Genomic DNA, 16,296 nt, shown 5'->3' on the forward strand with positions numbered 1-16,296 from the left:
TCAGATGACCTCGGGCGCCATGCCGTCGGCGCCGCCCTCGAGCGGACGACCGGCGGCTTCCCAGTGCTGCATGCCGCCCTCGACGTTGACGGCCTCCCAGCCGTTCTCGTTGAGGTACTGGGTCACGCGGGCCGAACGGCCACCAGCGCGGCACACGACGTAGAGCTGCACGTCGTTCGGCACCTCTTCGAGACGGGCACCGATCTCGCTCATCGGGACGTGCAGCGCGCCGGGCGCGTGGCCGGCGTCCCACTCGTCCTGCTCGCGCACGTCCAGCAGTACGGCGCCCTCGGGCAGCTGTGCCGGAACTTCGGCGATCTCCACGCTTGGAACAGTCACGCCGTAGATGTTCCCATGCCGGAGGTTGCACTCACGTGAACCTCCGGCACGGGTCCACCCTCTAGGCCACCGCCGCGACGGCGGGCCCGAGCCTCGAGAACTGCTCCTCGGTCAACGGCAGGGTGGCGCGGCCGGCACCGGTGCGTTGCAGGCTGCCCGGCCGCTTCGGGTCCGGAGTCAGGTCGGGGCTGCCGAAGTTGCGCAGTTCGAGCTGAATCAACGTGTTGTCCTTGTGGTACAGCCTCAACACCTGCACCAGCGTCTGGAACGGCTCGTACGGCCGCACTTCGTGCAGTTGCGCGACCGAGCCGTCGAAGACGAGCCGCTGAGCGGGCCGGCAGTCACCGGTCTCCCACAGCGCGTCGTCCGCGTTCTCCAGCGGGGTACCGGTGAACCTGGCAAGGGTGATCCTCACGCTGCCGGTGCCATGGGAGTCGGACACGTCCGCCTCGTAGCTGGTGTGCGTCGGGTTGGGCGTCGCGGCGCCGATGATGACCTCCGGCAACACCTTCCTCGCCTGGTCGAGCCACGCGGCAACGGACTCGGGGTCGAACTCCCGCGAGCCGAGGTCGACCGACCGCGGTTGCTTCGGTGCCTTCATGTCGCAAAGAGGGATGTCGACCACGGAACGGCCCGCGGGTGGGGGCGCGCTCGATGCGGGCGACCACGTCCGGTACGGAATCTGCGGCGGGGTGTCGACTCTGGGCCAGCTCAGCGAGTGCTCCACGGTGGCGGGGCCCGTGTTCGGCTGGTCCGCGGGCCTGGGATCCGGGGCGGCCCGGTTCAGCGTCGTGGCGCCGATGCCGACGCCGGCGACCACCGCGAACACCCCCAGCATCGCACCGGCGCGCTGCGCGAACACCCGGCGGCGGCCGCGCTTGAGCACGTGGTCCAAAGTCGTCGTAGGAGGCGGGGCGGAGACGTCGAGAGCTCCGCGCAGCTCGTCTTCGATGTTCATCAGGCACACTCCGAGTTGACCGGTTCGCCGTACGCCTCGCGGAGCGTCGCCAAACCCCTGGCTGTCTGACTTTTGACGTTGCCCACCGAACAGCCCAGCTCAGCGGCTGTCTGCTCGATGGACAGGTCGTGCACGAAACGCAGCACGAGCGCGGCCCGCTGTTTCGGCGCCACCTGTTGCAGCGCCGCGTTCAGCCGGGAGTCCGGATCGGTGTAACCACCGCCGACGCCGAGTTCCGGCAGGTCGGCGACAGGGCGTTCGCGGTCGCGGCCACGACGCCTGCTGTCGAGGAACAAGCGCGTCACGATGGTGCGGACGTACCCCTCCGCCGTTTCGCGCCTGATGCCAGGCCACTTCGCGTACGCCTTCACGAATGCGTTCTGCGCGAGCTCTTCCGCTTCGGACCAGTCGCCGCACAACGCGTACGCCGTGCGCCGGGCCCAGTCGAATCTGCTCGTGAAGAACTCCGAGAACTCCTCGTCTCGTCGCACTTCGGTCCCCCAAGCTTGTGCCGCGTTCGCAGTGGATACGCGAACAGCACCGGCAGGGTTGCACACACGAAGAACGGGCCGCCCCCGTGAGGGACGGCCCGTTCTCGTAGAGCGGTGACTAGTGCGCGATGGCCTTCTCGGCGCCCGCACCGGTGAGGGAGCGGACCTCCATCTCGGCCTGCTTGACCGAGTCGGCCTTCTCCTTGGACAGGATCGTGCCGATGTAGCCGAGCAGGAACGCGACGGGGATCGAGACGATGCCGGGGTTCGACAGCGGGAACAGGTCGAAGTCGGCGTTCTTGAACATCGAGGTCGGCTTGCCGGAGACGGCGGGCGACAGGATGATCAGGGTGATCGTCACGATCAGACCGCCGTAGATGCTCCACAGCGCGCCCGAGGTGTTGAACCTCTTCCAGAACAGCGAGTAGAGGATCGTCGGCAGGTTCGCCGAGGCGGCGACCGCGAAGGCCAGCGCCACGAGGAACGCGATGTTCTGGCCGTTGGCGACAATGCCGCCACCGATGGACACGAGACCGATGACGATCGCCGTGATGCGGGCGACCTTCACCTCGTCGGTCTTGTCCTCGTCGTCACCGTTGCCGTTGCCGTTCTGCTCCCGGCCCTTCTTGATGATGTTGGCGTAGATGTCGTGTGCGAACGACGCCGACGCCGTGATCGTCAGGCCTGCCACGACCGCGAGGATCGTCGCGAAGGCGACGGCCGCGATCAGACCCAGCAGGATCGGGCCGCCCAGTTCCAGCGCGAGCAGCGGGGCGGCCGAGTTGGCCTTGCCGGGGGCCGCGTTGATCCTGTCCGGACCGACGAGCGCACCGGCGCCGTAGCCCAGGACCAGGGTGAACAGGTAGAAGATGCCGATCAGCCAGATGGCCCACACGACCGAACGACGGGCTTCCTTGGCCGTGGGCACGGTGTAGAAGCGCATCAGGATGTGCGGCAGACCCGCGGTGCCGAGGACCAGCGCGAGGGCCAGCGACAGGAAGTCCAGCTTGCTGGTGCCGGTCGCGCCGTACTGCAGGCCGGGGCCGAGCAGCTTCTCGCCCGCCTTCGGGGCGGCGTCGACGGCGGCACCGAGCAGGGACGAGAGGTTGAAGCCGTACTTGCCGAGCACCCAGACGGTCATGATGCCCGCGCCGACGATCAGCAGGACCGCCTTGATGATCTGCACCCAGGTGGTGCCCTTCATGCCGCCGATGAGGACGTAGGCGATCATGAGGGCGCCGACCACGGCGATGACGATCGCCTGGCCACCCGTGCCCGTGATGCCGAGCAGCAGGGCGACGAGACCACCGGCACCGGCCATCTGGGCCAGCAGGTAGAAGAACGAGACGGCCATGGTCGACGTGGCGGCCGCGGCGCGCACCGGACGCTGGCGCATCCGGAAGCTCAGCACGTCGCCCATCGTGTACTTGCCGGTGTTGCGCAGCAGTTCGGCGACCAGCAGCAGCGCGACGAGCCACGCCACCAGGAAGCCGATCGAGTACAGGAAGCCGTCGTAGCCGTTGAGCGCGATGGCGCCCGCGATGCCGAGGAACGACGCGGCCGACAGGTAGTCACCCGCGATCGCGATGCCGTTCTGCGGGCCCGTGAACGCACGACCGGCGGCCAGGTAGTCGGCCGCGGTCTTGTTGTTCCGGCTCGCCCGGATGACCACGAACAGCGTGATCAGGACGAAGACGCCGAAGATGCTGATGTTGAGGATCGGGCTGGACTCGTTCACTTGCCGTCTCCCTCGATCTCGTTGCGGAGCTTCTCCGCCAGCGGGTCGAGGTTCTTGTTCGCGTGCCGCACGTACAGCGTCGTGATGACGAACGTCGACACGAACTGCAGCAAGCCGAAGATGAGCCCGACGTTGATGTTGCCGAACACCTTGGTGGACATGAAGTCGTGCGCGTAGTCCGCGAGCAGCACGTACAGCAGGTACCACGCCAGGAACAGGCCGGAGACGGGGAAAACGAACTTGCGCAGTCGATGCTTCAGCTCGGCGAAGTCATCGCTCGCTTGGACATCGACCCACTTTTGCGCTTCGGGGGACGACTCAGACGGGGTGTGTTCAACGCTGCTCACAGTCCCCTCCTCGCGGTACTCGTCGTAGGTGTCAGCAACGTGACGTGCACGTAATGCCTCCAGGTGCGGTCTGTTCTTGGTCAGGAACCGTATGGAGACTTGAGTCACTCAGGTAAGACCCCGTTCGTGCCGTTGCGCCCAGCAGTCGGGTGATGCGACGAACGGTCAGTATGCGTAGACGAACAGCACTGTGCGTGACCTTGTTCACCGTTCACCGATTCGAGTGACCAATTTTCACCCATTCGAAACGGTGGCTACTCACCGTGTTCGACCAGCTCCCCTGCGCTTGTCCTCGGCCTGCCGGGCCTTCTCCTCGGCGGTCCCGAAGCGGGCGATGTCGCGATCGCGGATGAAGCCCAGCGGGTCGGGGGCGTGCAGCCGCAGCAGGATCTGACTGACGTCCGCCGGGACCCGTCTGCGGGTCGCCTTGCTGACCATGATCATGATCGTGAACGCGACGGGCACTGTGATCAGCGCAGGTTGGGTGATGAACGCGGGCGCCCAGCGGCCCGTGTAGGAGCTCACGACGCTCACGACCTGAGCGGTGAGGACCATGCCACCGCCGACCACGAGCCCGCACACGGCGCCCACCCAGGTGAGTCCTCTCCACCAGATGCCGAGGACCAGAAGCGGGCAGAAAGTCGACGCCGCCAGAGCGAAGGACATCGCCACCGTCAGTGACGCGTCGGAGCGCGGCAACAGCAGAGCAAGACCGATTGCGACGAGTCCGGTGAACACAGTTGCCCACCGGAAGTCACGAACCTTGCCCGGCATGATGTCCGTCGACACCACCCCGGCGACCGACACCACGAGCCCGGACGAGGTCGACAGGAACGCCGCGAACGCGCCCGCCGCGACGATCGCGCCGACGATCTGACCGCCCAGGTTCGGCAGCATCGTCTCCGGCAGCATCAGCACCGCCGCGTCGGTCTTGCCGCTCACCAGCAGCTGCGGCAGGTAGAGCCGCGACAGCACGCCCAGCACCGTCGGGAAGATGTAGAACAGGCCCAGCAGGTAGAGCACGTGCAGCGCCGTGCGGCGGGCCGCCTTGCCGTCCGGGTTGGTGTAGAAGCGGACCAGGACGTGCGGCAGGCCCATCGTGCCGAGGAACGTCGCGAAGATCAGCGAGTACGTCCTGATCAGCTCGGAGATGCCGCCGGTCTGCGGCCGCGTCCAGTCGTAGTTGGTGGTCGGCGAGCCCTCCACCACCGGCACCGGGCTGCCCGCGGTGAACTCCATCTTCGTGCCGGGGCTCAGCTCGTAGACGCCGCGGCCCCAGAAGACCGCCCCGTCCGCGTTCCTGCCGTCGATCTGACCGGTCACCTTCAACGTCAGCGGCTCGTCGACGCGGACCTTCACGACCTGCTCGGCCACGGTGATCGACTCGGCCTTCGGGAACCGGACCACACCGTCGTCGCTGATCGGCTGCGTGCCGCGGTCGGGAGAGGCCAGGAACACCACGAAGAGCACGAACGTGGGCGCGGCGATCGCGAAGAGCTTGCCCCAGTACTGGAACGCCTGCACGAGCGTGATCGCGCGCATGCCGCCGCCGAGCACGTTGACCACCACGATGGCCGTGACGATCAGGCCGCCGAACCACGGGGGCAGGCCGGTGATCGTGGTCAGCGTCAGACCCGCCGACTGCAGTTGCGGCACCAGGTACAGCACGCCGATGCACACCACGAAGAACGTGCTGAAGTGCCGCACGTTCGCCGATCCCAGCCGCGCCTCGGCGAAGTCCGGCAGCGTGTAGGCACCGGACCGCCTCAGCGGCGCGGCGACGAAGAGCAGCAGCGCGAGGTAGCCGGCGGTGAAGCCGACCGGGTACCAGAGGGCGTCGACGCCGTCCTTGAGCACGAGCCCCGCGACGCCGAGGAACGACGCCGCGGACAGGTACTCGCCGGAGATCGCGGCGGCGTTGCGGGTGGCGGGGATCGCACGGCGCGCCACCAGGAAGTCCGGGGTGGTGTTCGCCTTGCGCGACCCGACGTAGCCGAGGAGGAACGTGACGGCCGCGACGGCGACGATGGCGCTGAGGCTGTAGATGGTGGCGTTCACGTCAGCGGTCGACCATGTTCACGAAGTCCCGCTCGTGCCGTTCGGCCTGCCTGCGGAAGACCCAGCCGACGCCGTAGAGGATCGGGAAGGGCGCGAGACCGAGCACGAGCCAGGGAATGGGGATGCCGAGGATCTTGAGGTCCCCGATCGACGGAACCAGGTAGAACGTGACCGGCAGCAGGCACATGCCGATCAGGACCGCGAAGGCCAGTCCGAACGCGGACTTCAGCTGCTGCCGGATGAGGTCGCGGACCAGCTTCTCGCCGACGCTGGTCTGCTCCTCCAGTTCGATGATCGTGCGCAACGCCTTGCCGCGCGACTTCGTGGAGTCCGCGAGCACGACCCTGCGGCGGCGCGGCCTGCTGCCCTGCTCGCCGAGCCAGGCCTCACGGGCGGGCTGCTCCGGCTTTCCCGCGTCGTGCCTGCTCACCAGCCGCTCTTCGGCGGTCGCACGATCCGCTCCTTGAGCTCCTTGGTGTGCCGGCGGCTGACCGGGAGCTCCTTGGCACCCTCACCGGTGCCGATGACGACCGCGTAGCCATTCGCAGTCATCCGCAGCTCGCTCACCAGCGGCAACGCCACCAGGTACGAGCGGTGGATGCGCACGAACCCCGCGTTGGCCCAGCGTTCTTCCAGCTGCGCGAGCGGGATGCGGACGAGGTGACTGCCGTCCTGGGTGTGCAGGCGGGCGTAGTCGCCCTGCGCCTCGACGTACCGCACGGACGCGCGCGGCACGAGCTTGATGGTGCCGCCGAGCTCGACGGGGATGACCTCGTCGTCGGTCGGTTCGGCGGGGTTCTGGGCCGAGGTGCTCGACGAGGCGGACGGTGCCGCTGTGCGTCCCACCCGGTCCGCGACCCGGGAGATCGCCTTGAGGACGCGTTCCTCGTTGATCGGCTTGTTGATGAAGTCGAGCGCGCCGACGTCGAACGCCGTGACGAGCGCGTCCCGTTCCTCAACGCCTGTCACGAAAACGAGAGCGGGCGGATACCGGAACGCGCTGAGCACCCGCGCGAGATCCATCCCGGACAGTCCGGGCATGTTGATGTCCGCGAAGACCGCGTCGACCGGCGGCAGGCCGGCCTTGGTCCTCGCCATGACCTCCTGCTCGTAGTCACCCCTCAGGATGCGCAGAGCCTCTGCGGCGTCGAACGCTGTGAGGACGCGTCTGATGTGAGGGCTGCTCTCGAGCAGGAACTTGATCTCGCTCAGACCAGGAGCCTCGTCATCGACTGCGAGGACGAGGAGACCGGCGTTGTCTTGGGTACTCACTGTGTCGGGCATCTTGCCCATCAATGTGCGGTCATGTCTACGCCGGGGTAGGCCTCGACACGCCCTGTGAAACCGAACTGATGCTCACAGCCCGAATCGGGACCAGCGAGCACGTTCCTCGACGCTCGCGAGCACCTGCGCCACGAGATCCCCCGATCGGGTGGATGCGCCGGTCAGTCCGAGCTTGGCCAGCAACGGCCTGCGCGGCTCCGCGATCGTCAGTTCGGCGTCGGGGAAGCGCTTCGCGATGACGCTCCTGATCGTGCCGATGCCGTCGACCAGCCCGAGTTCCACGGCCTTGCTGCCGGTCCACACCTCACCGCTGAAGAGGTCGGCGTCGGCGCTGAGCTTGGCGCCGCGGCGTTCGGTGACCCACGTCCTGAACTGGTCGTGCAGATCGGAGTGCAGCGTCTTGAGCCACTCGACGTCCTCGGGCTTCTCGGCCTGGAACGGGTCGAGCCGGACCTTGTTCTCCCCTGCCGTGTAGACGCGGCGCTCAACGCCGGCCTTCTCCAGCAGGCCGTTGAGACCGAATCCCGCACTCACGACACCGATGGAGCCCACGAGAGAGGTGCCGTGCGCATAGATCTCGTCACCCGCGCACGCCAGCCAGTAGCCACCGGACGCCGCCACGTCCTCGCAGAACGCGAGCACCGGCACGTGCTTCTTGGTCGCGAGCTCACGGATGCGCTCGGCGATCAGCGCGGACTGCGTGGGCGCGCCACCAGGAGAGTTGATGAGCAGAGCCACGGCGATGAGCCGCTCGTTGTCGAACGCCCGGTTGATGGCCGACTCGACGTTCTGGAGGCTGATCGTGTTGCGCGCGACCGGCGAGGACTGCGGTGTGATGACCCCGTGCAACCGCACCGCGGCGACCACCGGAGGCCGCTCACCCCGGTCCATGACCCTCGGGAGACGGGCCGCGATCTTCTCCGTGACGCTCATGTACTCGACAGTACGTGCGTTTCGCGGACACGCGGGAGCCCAACTGCGCTGTCGGTTGCTCCCGCGTGACCTGTGACACAAGATGCTAGGTTCGGGCTGTGACGTTCAACCCGATCCGCTGGCTCGAGCGGTATGTGGAGTGGTGGGACGACCGGGGCCGGCAGAACGCGGCAGGACCGACGCCCATGCACATCTACTGGATGTGGGTGAGCTGGAGCGTGTGCGCCGTCGTGCTGATCACGACTTTGGCGGTCGCAGCTCGCTGACCTGCGGGCATGTCAGCATTTACAGCTGCTGAACCCCTTGGCGGTGCACTTGATGCAGACGCGGACGCGCTCGGGTGCTTGGTGTTCGTGCACTGGGTGATGGCCTTTGCTCGCGGGCGGCGTCTGTTCGGTCAAACGGCCGGCTGTTCATTGGTCAACACCACAATCGGCACGATTCACGCCGGGGTTGAGCATGATTGACCGTGCAAGTTCAGTTTGCTGATCAAGACACCGATCGTGGGTTCGGACCAGCCACTTACCCGGTCGTAACGACGAGAACCGTTCGGTCGAGAACGAGGCAAGTACAAGCTGGCTGGACGTAGCAGGAGGCCTCGGTGGATCGGAAAGCAGACGCACTCCGCATGGTCCTGGCTCTCTACTCCGATTTGACCAAACAGCGTCGGAGCAGTGCTCTGCCACCCCAGCAGTTGAGCAAGCTCCGCACGACCTGCGACATCCTGTGTCATCTCACCGGCGACGCAGACAGCAACGCTGCGTTCGAGCGCGCCACACGGCTCCTCGCCGAAATCGAGGCAGGAGGCACATGGCCGGAACCCGCCGTAAGCCAAGAGCTCACACAACACTCGACCGGTCCGTTGCCGCCATGCGTGGCCTGCAGCAGGCCTCTGCCGGACAAGGTCATCGAACTGGGTCTCAAGTGGCACCGAGGGTGCCGCCCCGTGCGGTGCCTGGGCTGTGAGAAGCCGTTTCCCGCAGCCAGATTGATCAAGCTGCGGTGCCCCACATGCCTCTGTCGACCCAAAGCTGAGACCAACCGCAGGAAACGAGCGCGACGAAAGGCTCAAGGCCGGGCGGTCCGCGCGGTTCGGCAGAGTACGCCGATGGAATTGGCGAATCGAGAACGACAGGCAGAGCAACGCCGGGAGGCCAAGCGGCTCTCAGCGCTCTCACCAGGCCCTGTATCTCAGGAACCACCGCGCGCCGTGGTGGTCCGAGCAGGCTTGCCCGGACTGGGGAAGCGGCGCTGATCAGGCGCGGATCGCCGGTTGCTCCGCCGTCATCGGCTCGTCGGTCATCTGCGACCCGATGTTCAGGTTCGGCAGCACGTTGCGGGCGAACTTCGGCACCTTCAGGATGACCTTCGTGCCCGCGTTCGGGGCCGTTTCCACGACCAGCGCGTACTCGGCGCCGAACACGGTGCGCATGCGGTCGTTGATGTTGCCGATGCCGACGTGCGCGCCGGTCTGGTGGGCGTCCTTGATGTCGTCGAGCCGGTCGGGGTCCATGCCGACGCCGTCGTCCTCGACGCTGATCAGGGCCTCGTTGCCGTTGTCCTCGGCGGTGATGGTGAGCATGCCGCCGCCGGGCTTCTTGGCCAGGCCGTGCCGCACCGCGTTCTCGACGAGGGGCTGCAGGACCAGGAACGGCAGGACGACCTGCAGGACTTCGGGCGCGATGCGCAGCCGGACGCTCAGCCGGGCGCCGTAGCGGGCCTGCTCGATGGTCAGGTAGCGATGGATGTTGGTCAACTCATCGGCGAGGGTCGTGAACAAGCCGTCGGTGCGGAACGAGTAGCGCGTGAACTCCGCGAACTCCTGCAGCAGCTCTCGGGCGTGCGCGGGGTCGGTGCGGATCAGCGACGAGATCGTGTTCAGCGCGTTGTAGACGAAGTGCGGCGAGATCTGGGCGCGCAGGGCCTTCACCTCGGCCTGGGCCAGCGCCTGGCGCTGCTTCTGGACGACTTCGAGTTCGAGCTGGGTCGAGACGAAGCGGGCGGTCTCCTCCGCCATGCGGATCTGGCGCTTCGACGCGACGCCGGAGACCACGATCAACGTGCCGGCGACGTCTCCCTCGACAACCAGCGGCACCACGACAACGCTGTGCAGGGAGCACGGACCCTGCAGTTCGCAGCCGAGCTTGCGGTGGTCGACGTGTTCCTTGTGGCAGTTGTTGATGGCACGGGCGACCGTGTCGCGGAGGTACTCGTAGTGGTCGTTCGCGCCGCCGTCCCACGAGAGGACGGTGCCTTCTTCGTCGGTGATGGCGACCGCGACGCACCGCAGCATCTCGCGCAGGTGCGGTGTGGCCTTGTCGGCGGCCTCCTGGGTCAGGCCCGCGCGGAGATCGCTCGACGCCTTGGACATCCGGTCGAGCATGTCCATCACAGCATCCTCGACGGAGGTGCTGACTCGTCGAGCGCGGCACAGCATCACGAAGAGGCCCAGAACGGCCAGGGTCGCGATGACGCCGAGCACAGCGCGCTCGGTCAACAGGTCGCCCACGGTGCACATGCTGTGCTGTGGGGCACCCCTATAGCAAGAGGCGCGCCCGGCGTACCCCCGTACGGTCCACCGTTCCGGGTAGACATCCGATGAATTTGGGGAGAGGGTGTGCCCGTGAAAGTGGCTCTGTTCGCGACCTGCCTGACCGACACGTTCTTCCCGGAGACGGCCCGTGCCGTGGTGCGTTTGCTGGAGCGGCTCGACTGCACGGTCGAGTTCCCGCTCGATCAGACGTGCTGCGGCCAGATGCACTTCAACACCGGCTACCGGGAACTGTCGAAGCCGCTGGCGCGCAAGTACACCGACGTCTTCGGCAGCTACGACTACGTGGTTGCGCCATCCGGGTCATGCGCGGGCATGGTCCGCGAGGTCCATCCCACGCTCGGTGAGTCTCCGCCGCGCACGTTCGAGCTCGCGGAGTTCCTCGTCGACGTGCTCGGCGTGACGGACGTCGGCGCCTGGTTCCCCCACCGGGTCACCTACCACCCCACGTGTCACTCGTTGCGCATGCTGGGGGTCGGCGACAAGCCGTTGGCGCTGCTCAGGGCCGTGAAGGCACTCGATCTGGTGGAACTGCCGGACTCGACGCAGTGCTGCGGCTTCGGTGGCACGTTCGCGATCAAGAACGCCGAGACGTCCACGGCGATGCTCGCGGACAAGATGCGGTGCGTGCTCGACACCGGCGCCGAGGTGCTGTGCGCCGGCGACAACTCCTGCCTCATGCACATCGGCGGTGGGCTCTCGCGACTGCGCGCGGGCGTCCGGCCGGTGCACCTGGCGGAGATCCTGGCTTCGACGGAGGAGGACCCGTGGCGCGCAACCCCGTGACGTGGCTGGGCAGCCCGACGTTCCCCAAGGCCGCCAAAGAGGCGTTGAACGACACCCAGTTGCGGCAGAACCTGCGCAAGGCCACCGGGACGATCCGGGGACGCAGGGCGGCCGCCGTCGCCGAGATGACCGACTGGGAGATGCTCAGGGTCGCCGGCGAGCAGATCAAGGACGACGTCCTGGCGCGCCTCGACACCCTGCTCGTGCAGCTCGAGGAGTCGGTCACGGCGCGCGGAGGCGTCGTCCACTGGGCCCGGGACGCCGAAGAGGCCAACCGGATCGTGCTCGACCTGTGCCGGGCCGAGCAGGCGACCGAGGTCGTCAAGGTCAAGTCCATGGCCACGGCCGAGATCGGGCTCAACGAGGCCCTCGAAGCCGGTGGCGTGCGCGCGATCGAGACCGACCTCGCCGAACTGATCGTGCAGCTGGGCGAGGACCGGCCGTCGCACATCCTGGTGCCCGCGATCCACCGCAACCGCTCGGAGATCCGCGAGATCTTCCAGCGCCGCATGGGGGTCGAGGTCTCCGACGAACCGGCGGACCTCGCCGAGGCGGCGCGCGTGTACCTGCGGCAGAAGTTCCTCACGACCAAGGTCGCCATCTCGGGCGCGAACTTCGCCGTCGCCGACACCGGGTCGATCGTGGTGCTGGAATCCGAGGGCAACGGCCGGATGTGCCTGACGCTGCCGGACACGCTGATCACCGTGATGGGCATCGAGAAGCTCGTGCCGTCGTGGCAGGACCTCGAGGTCTTCCTGCAGCTGCTGCCCCGCTCGTCCACCGCGGAACGGATGAACCCGTACACGTCGGTCTGGACCGGCGTGACCCCCGGCGACGGCCCGCAGAACTTCCACCTCGTGCTGATCGACAACGGCCGCACGGCGACTTTGACGGATTCCGTTGGGCGCCAGGCACTCCGGTGCATCCGCTGCTCGGCGTGCCTCAACGTCTGCCCGGTCTACGAACGCACCGGCGGCCAGTCCTACGGCTCGGTCTACCCCGGCCCGATCGGCGCGATCCTGACGCCGCAGCTGATGGGCGACCTGCACGACCCGCTGGCGGCCTCACTTCCTTACGCCTCTTCACTGTGCGGCGCGTGCTTCGAGGTCTGCCCGGTGCGGATCGACATCCCGTCGGTGCTGACCCACCTGCGCGCCGAGGTCGTGGAAGCCAAGGGCCGCACGGCGGAGTCCGTCGCGATGTCGGCCGCCGCGTGGATGTTCCGGGAGGCCTCGCGCTACGAGAAGGCGCAGAAAGCCGGTTCCCTCGCCCGATTCCTGGCGCGCGACGGCAAGATCACGTCGCTGCCGTGGCCGGGCTCGAAGTGGACGTCCTCCCGCGACGTGCCCGCACCGCCGTCCGAGTCGTTCCGCGCCTGGTGGAGGAAGAACCGTGGCTAGTGCACGAGAAGAGATCCTTCAGCGCATCCGCAACGCACAGGTGCCGGCGGCCGTGCCCGTCGTCCGCGGCTACAACCAGAAAGGCCCCGGCGGCGTCGAGCTGTTCGCCGAACGGGTCGCCGACTACCGCGCGATCGTGCACACCGTCACGAACGTCCCCGAAGCACTGGAAGCGTTGAAGGGCAAGCGAATCGTCGCGCCGCAAGGCGTTCCGGACGAATGGCTGATCGACGGCGTCACGTGGCTGCGCGAGCCGTTGTCGATCGACGAGCTCGACCAGGCGGACGGCGTGCTGACCGGGTGCGCGGTGGCCATCGCGGACACCGGCACGATCGTGCTGGACGGCAGCGAGGCCCAGGGGCGCCGCGCGCTCACCCTGCTCCCGGACTACCACCTGTGCGTGGTTCGCCAGGACCAGATCGCGGCCTCGGTCCCGGAAGCCCTTCAGCGTCTGGAGTCCACGCGGCCGCTGACGTTCATCAGCGGCCCGTCGGCGACCAGCGACATCGAGCTCAGCCGGGTGGAGGGCGTCCACGGCCCCCGCACCCTGGAGGTTCTGATCGTCATTTGAGCAGGCGGGACAACCGGCGGTCGGCCAGAGGCTTGCCGCCGGTCTGGCACGTCGGGCAGTACTGGAAGGCCTTGTCCGCGAACGACACCTCACGAACCGTGTCGCCGCACACGGGACATGGCAGCCCGGTGCGCGCGTGCACCCTCAGCCCCGACCGCTTCTCGCCCTTGAGGCGTGCCGCGTCCTGACCGACGGACCGTGCGACCGCATCGGTCAGCGTGGTGAGCATCGCCTCGTGCAGGTGGTCGAGCTGTTCGGAGTTCAGCTTGCCCGTCGTCGCGTACGGCGAGAGCCGGGCCATGTGCATGATCTCGTCGGAGTAGGCGTTGCCGATGCCCGCGATCAGGGTCTGGTCCGTCAATGACGTCTTGAGCCGCTCGGTCCGCTTGTCGAACAGGTCTTCCAGCTGCGTGCGGGTGATCCCCAGCGCGTCGGGGCCCAGCCTGGCGACGCTCGCGATGGTCTTCGGGTCACGCACGATCCACGCCGCGAGGCCCTTCTTCGTGCCCGCTTCCGTCAGGTCGAACCCGGGCCCCTGGCCGGGCGGACCGAGGTGCACGCGCAACGCCAGTGGTCCGCGGCCCTGTTTGGGCGGCGGTGCGGACATGGTGTCCGCCCAGCGCAGCCAGCCGGCGCGGGCGAGGTGGACGACCAGGTGCAGGCCGTCCGCGACTTCCAGGTCGAGGTGCTTGCCGTGCCGGTGCGCGGCCACGACCTCCTGGCCGTGCAGCGCGGTCCACGGCGGGTCGAACGTCTTGAGGACCTGCAGCGAAGCCACGTCGACGCGGTGCACCACACGGCCCACCGCGTTCTCACGCAGGTGGTGGACCAGTGCTTCTACCTCGGGTAGTTCGGGCACCGGACCAGTGTCGCATCAGTCGACGGGTTGCAGCGGACCTTCGACGTCCGGCAGCGAGTGCATCTCGATCGTGCGGGCGACGCGGGACGCCTCCTGGCGCACCGCCATCGGGCCGCGGACCGAGCCGATCCACCGCTCGGGCGGCAGCTCGTCGGCCGTGGCCTTGCTCTCCGCGACCAGCGTGTGCGGGCGGCGCAGCGCCCAGCGGACCGGGAAGAACGCGAACAGGAAGATCAGCGCGAGGATCAGCCAGGCGGGGACGACGACCTGCTCCGGCGTCCAGGCGATCAGCACGACCACCATGACGGCGAGCATGCCGGCCATCATGATCCCGGGCAGCACACCACCGCTGACGTCGTGTTCGAAGTCGTCGGACTCCACCGGGTTGCGCCACTCGATGCGGCTGTGGACAGTCCACATCCGCCCGTCAGCACCGCGCACCAGCCGCGTCATGTACCCGTCTCCCACAGTCGGTCGGTCTTGGACAAACCGTACCTGGCGGAGGCAGAGCCTTGTGGGTGAACTCGGCTGAGCTTGATCGTCACCGTCAGTTTTCGAGTGCCGGTTTCGGGTAGAGCGTGATCGTCGTGGCCGTGGTCTGCGGCGTCGAGCACGGCTCGGAAGGCGGCGTCTTCGGTTCGGACGACGACGACGGCGTGTCGAGCGACGTGATGTCCCGCGTCGTGGTCGGCACCGAGGTGACGACCTCCGACTTCTCCGACGACTCCACGATCTTCTCCGCCCGTTCCACCGGCGGGTCCTGGCGCTGGTCGCTGGTCGGCACCGGCACGGACGTCGTCCTGCGCACGGTCTCCTGCCGCTGCCCGCCGCCGGGGTTGATCACGTTCTCCTGCGGCTTCTGCTGGTGTCCCTGGGGCGGCGGCTGGGCGACCACGAGTCCCTGGCTGTGCTCGGAGCTCGTCGAGCCGGAGGTGTTCATCGCGACGACCGGGTTCTGGTCCGGCTGCAGCACGGCGACACCGGGGCCGCCGTTGAACACCGCGGCCATCGTCCCGAACAGGCCGATGGTCGCCACGCTCGCCGCCGCGACGGCCAGTTTCGCCTTCGTGAGGAAGACCTTCCCGGCGAACGCGAGCCCGAGCGTGGTCGGCACGATCAGCAACGCCGAGTTGGCGCGCAGCGTCGCGCAGACCTCGTTCAGTTCGGTGTAGAGCTGCGTGCAGGCGGAACAGGTGTCGAGGTGGGCGCGGATCCGGCGTTCCTCGACGCCCTGGACCCCGCCGGCGGTGTAGGTGCCGAGCTTCGACCGGATCGCCGCGCACGACGAACGCCCGTCGTCAGCCGCGAGGTGGGCCTGCAGGTACGCCGCACGCAGCCCCTCGCGCGCACGGCGGGCCAACGCCGACATGGCGTTCGGCGAGAGTCCGAAGTGCGGTGCCACGGTGGCGGGGCGTTCGCCCTCCACCTCGACGCGCCACAGCACGACCCGCCAGCGTTCGGGCAGGCTGGAGAAAGCCCTGGTGATGAGGTTGTGCTCGGCCCGGCTGTTCGCGTTGTCGCTCACCGGCTCGACGCGCCGGCCCAGCTCCTCGTCCTCGACGGGCACGTCCCGGCGCCGACCACTCCACTCCCACGCGACGCGGCGTGCGACGGTCAGCAGGTAAGTGCGGACATGGTCCGTGGGACCGCTGCCGCGGCGAATCGCCTGCAGCATGCGGAAGAACGCCTCAGCGGTGAGGTCGTCCGCCTCAGCCGCCTCGCGGACGTGCCTGAGAGAGAAACGGCGGATCGCGTCCGCATGCCGGGAGAACAGTTCGCCGTAGGCCGAGTCATCTCCCTCGCGCACTCTGGCGAGCAGGTCCCGGTCGACCTCGTTCTCGTCGACCATCACAGGCTTCAACATGCCACAAGGGGCCAGACCTGCTCCTCGATGAGAACAGGTCGATATACAAGACCATCCGTTCGGCGTGGGCTGATCAGCGCAACGCATTCGGTGACAGGACGGTCACAGGTGGGCGTC

17 protein-coding genes are annotated in these 16,296 nt (G+C 67.8%); 4 read left to right on the forward strand and 13 right to left on the reverse strand.

All coding sequences use genetic code 11. The annotated features are described in order from the left end of the window. The 9 genes from OG205_RS32185 to OG205_RS32225 all read right to left on the reverse strand — a co-directional run bounded on the left by OG205_RS32185 (nucleotide 1) and on the right by OG205_RS32225 (nucleotide 8,148). Complete coding sequence (locus OG205_RS32185) at nucleotides 1–339, reverse strand: rhodanese-like domain-containing protein (RefSeq protein WP_319976276.1); 339 nt, start codon at nucleotides 337–339, stop codon at nucleotides 1–3. A gap of 61 nt (nucleotides 340–400) precedes the next feature. After that, the gene (locus OG205_RS32190) at nucleotides 401–1,297 is read right to left on the reverse strand and encodes a hypothetical protein (protein ID WP_330271708.1); all 897 of its coding nucleotides are present in this window, start codon (nucleotides 1,295–1,297) and stop codon (nucleotides 401–403) included. After that, entirely contained in the window at nucleotides 1,297–1,788 is a 492-nt protein-coding gene (locus tag OG205_RS32195) for a SigE family RNA polymerase sigma factor (protein ID WP_330271709.1), read from the reverse strand. The genes OG205_RS32190 and OG205_RS32195 overlap by 1 nt, the downstream gene beginning before the upstream one ends. 118 nt (nucleotides 1,789–1,906) lie before the next feature. Continuing rightward, nucleotides 1,907–3,526: a solute symporter family protein gene (locus tag OG205_RS32200; RefSeq protein ID WP_330271710.1), complete on the reverse strand. Its 1,620-nt coding sequence runs from the start codon at nucleotides 3,524–3,526 to the stop codon at nucleotides 1,907–1,909. Beyond that, the gene (locus OG205_RS32205) at nucleotides 3,523–3,873 is read right to left on the reverse strand and encodes a DUF485 domain-containing protein (protein ID WP_330271711.1); all 351 of its coding nucleotides are present in this window, start codon (nucleotides 3,871–3,873) and stop codon (nucleotides 3,523–3,525) included. Before OG205_RS32205 ends, OG205_RS32200 begins: the two co-directional genes overlap by 4 nt. A gap of 258 nt (nucleotides 3,874–4,131) precedes the next feature. Then, nucleotides 4,132–5,931, reverse strand: coding sequence for a sodium/solute symporter (locus tag OG205_RS32210; RefSeq protein WP_330271712.1), 1,800 nt, complete (start codon nucleotides 5,929–5,931; stop codon nucleotides 4,132–4,134). 1 nt (nucleotide 5,932) lies between these two features. Beyond that, a complete protein-coding gene (locus OG205_RS32215; RefSeq protein WP_093594899.1) occupies nucleotides 5,933–6,361 on the reverse strand; it encodes a hypothetical protein in 429 nt (142 codons plus the stop codon). Then, nucleotides 6,358–7,224: a LytR/AlgR family response regulator transcription factor gene (locus OG205_RS32220; RefSeq protein WP_330271713.1), complete on the reverse strand. Its 867-nt coding sequence runs from the start codon at nucleotides 7,222–7,224 to the stop codon at nucleotides 6,358–6,360. Before OG205_RS32220 ends, OG205_RS32215 begins: the two co-directional genes overlap by 4 nt. Nucleotides 7,225–7,287: 63 nt before the next feature. Then, a complete protein-coding gene (locus OG205_RS32225) occupies nucleotides 7,288–8,148 on the reverse strand; it encodes a S49 family peptidase (RefSeq protein ID WP_330271714.1) in 861 nt (286 codons plus the stop codon). A 98-nt stretch (nucleotides 8,149–8,246) separates the two neighbouring features. Between OG205_RS32225 and OG205_RS32230 the strand changes: the two genes are divergently transcribed. Further along, nucleotides 8,247–8,414: a hypothetical protein gene (locus OG205_RS32230; RefSeq protein WP_166048541.1), complete on the forward strand. Its 168-nt coding sequence runs from the start codon at nucleotides 8,247–8,249 to the stop codon at nucleotides 8,412–8,414. A gap of 989 nt (nucleotides 8,415–9,403) precedes the next feature. On the opposite strand, the gene OG205_RS32235 is transcribed toward OG205_RS32230, so the two are convergent. Further along, the gene (locus OG205_RS32235; protein ID WP_319976284.1) at nucleotides 9,404–10,666 is read right to left on the reverse strand and encodes a sensor histidine kinase; all 1,263 of its coding nucleotides are present in this window, start codon (nucleotides 10,664–10,666) and stop codon (nucleotides 9,404–9,406) included. A gap of 111 nt (nucleotides 10,667–10,777) precedes the next feature. Here OG205_RS32235 and OG205_RS32240 point away from each other — a divergent pair, with 111 nt between their 5' ends. Genes OG205_RS32240 through OG205_RS32250 form a run of 3 tightly spaced genes read left to right on the forward strand, consistent with a single transcriptional unit; the run spans nucleotide 10,778 to nucleotide 13,456 of the window. Continuing rightward, nucleotides 10,778–11,485, forward strand: a complete 708-nt coding sequence (locus OG205_RS32240) for a (Fe-S)-binding protein (RefSeq protein ID WP_330278276.1) — start codon at nucleotides 10,778–10,780, stop codon at nucleotides 11,483–11,485. Next, nucleotides 11,467–12,885: a LutB/LldF family L-lactate oxidation iron-sulfur protein gene (locus OG205_RS32245; RefSeq protein WP_330271715.1), complete on the forward strand. Its 1,419-nt coding sequence runs from the start codon at nucleotides 11,467–11,469 to the stop codon at nucleotides 12,883–12,885. Before OG205_RS32240 ends, OG205_RS32245 begins: the two co-directional genes overlap by 19 nt. After that, nucleotides 12,878–13,456, forward strand: coding sequence for a LutC/YkgG family protein (locus OG205_RS32250; RefSeq protein ID WP_330271716.1), 579 nt, complete (start codon nucleotides 12,878–12,880; stop codon nucleotides 13,454–13,456). Before OG205_RS32245 ends, OG205_RS32250 begins: the two co-directional genes overlap by 8 nt. Here OG205_RS32250 and OG205_RS32255 read toward each other — a convergent pair. From OG205_RS32255 to OG205_RS32265, 3 genes are all read right to left on the reverse strand, one after another. Then, nucleotides 13,449–14,315, reverse strand: a complete 867-nt coding sequence (locus OG205_RS32255; RefSeq protein ID WP_319976288.1) for an Fpg/Nei family DNA glycosylase — start codon at nucleotides 14,313–14,315, stop codon at nucleotides 13,449–13,451. The two genes, OG205_RS32250 and OG205_RS32255, sit on opposite strands and share 8 nt — an antisense overlap. A 15-nt stretch (nucleotides 14,316–14,330) precedes the next feature. Beyond that, complete coding sequence (locus tag OG205_RS32260; RefSeq protein WP_266036465.1) at nucleotides 14,331–14,768, reverse strand: DUF983 domain-containing protein; 438 nt, start codon at nucleotides 14,766–14,768, stop codon at nucleotides 14,331–14,333. A 94-nt stretch (nucleotides 14,769–14,862) separates the two neighbouring features. Next, complete coding sequence (locus tag OG205_RS32265; protein WP_330271717.1) at nucleotides 14,863–16,179, reverse strand: sigma-70 family RNA polymerase sigma factor; 1,317 nt, start codon at nucleotides 16,177–16,179, stop codon at nucleotides 14,863–14,865. Nucleotides 16,180–16,296 lie beyond the last annotated feature (117 nt).

The organism is Lentzea sp. NBC_00516, assembly GCF_036346835.1.
GTDB classification, from domain to species: Bacteria; Actinomycetota; Actinomycetes; order Mycobacteriales; family Pseudonocardiaceae; genus Lentzea; species Lentzea sokolovensis.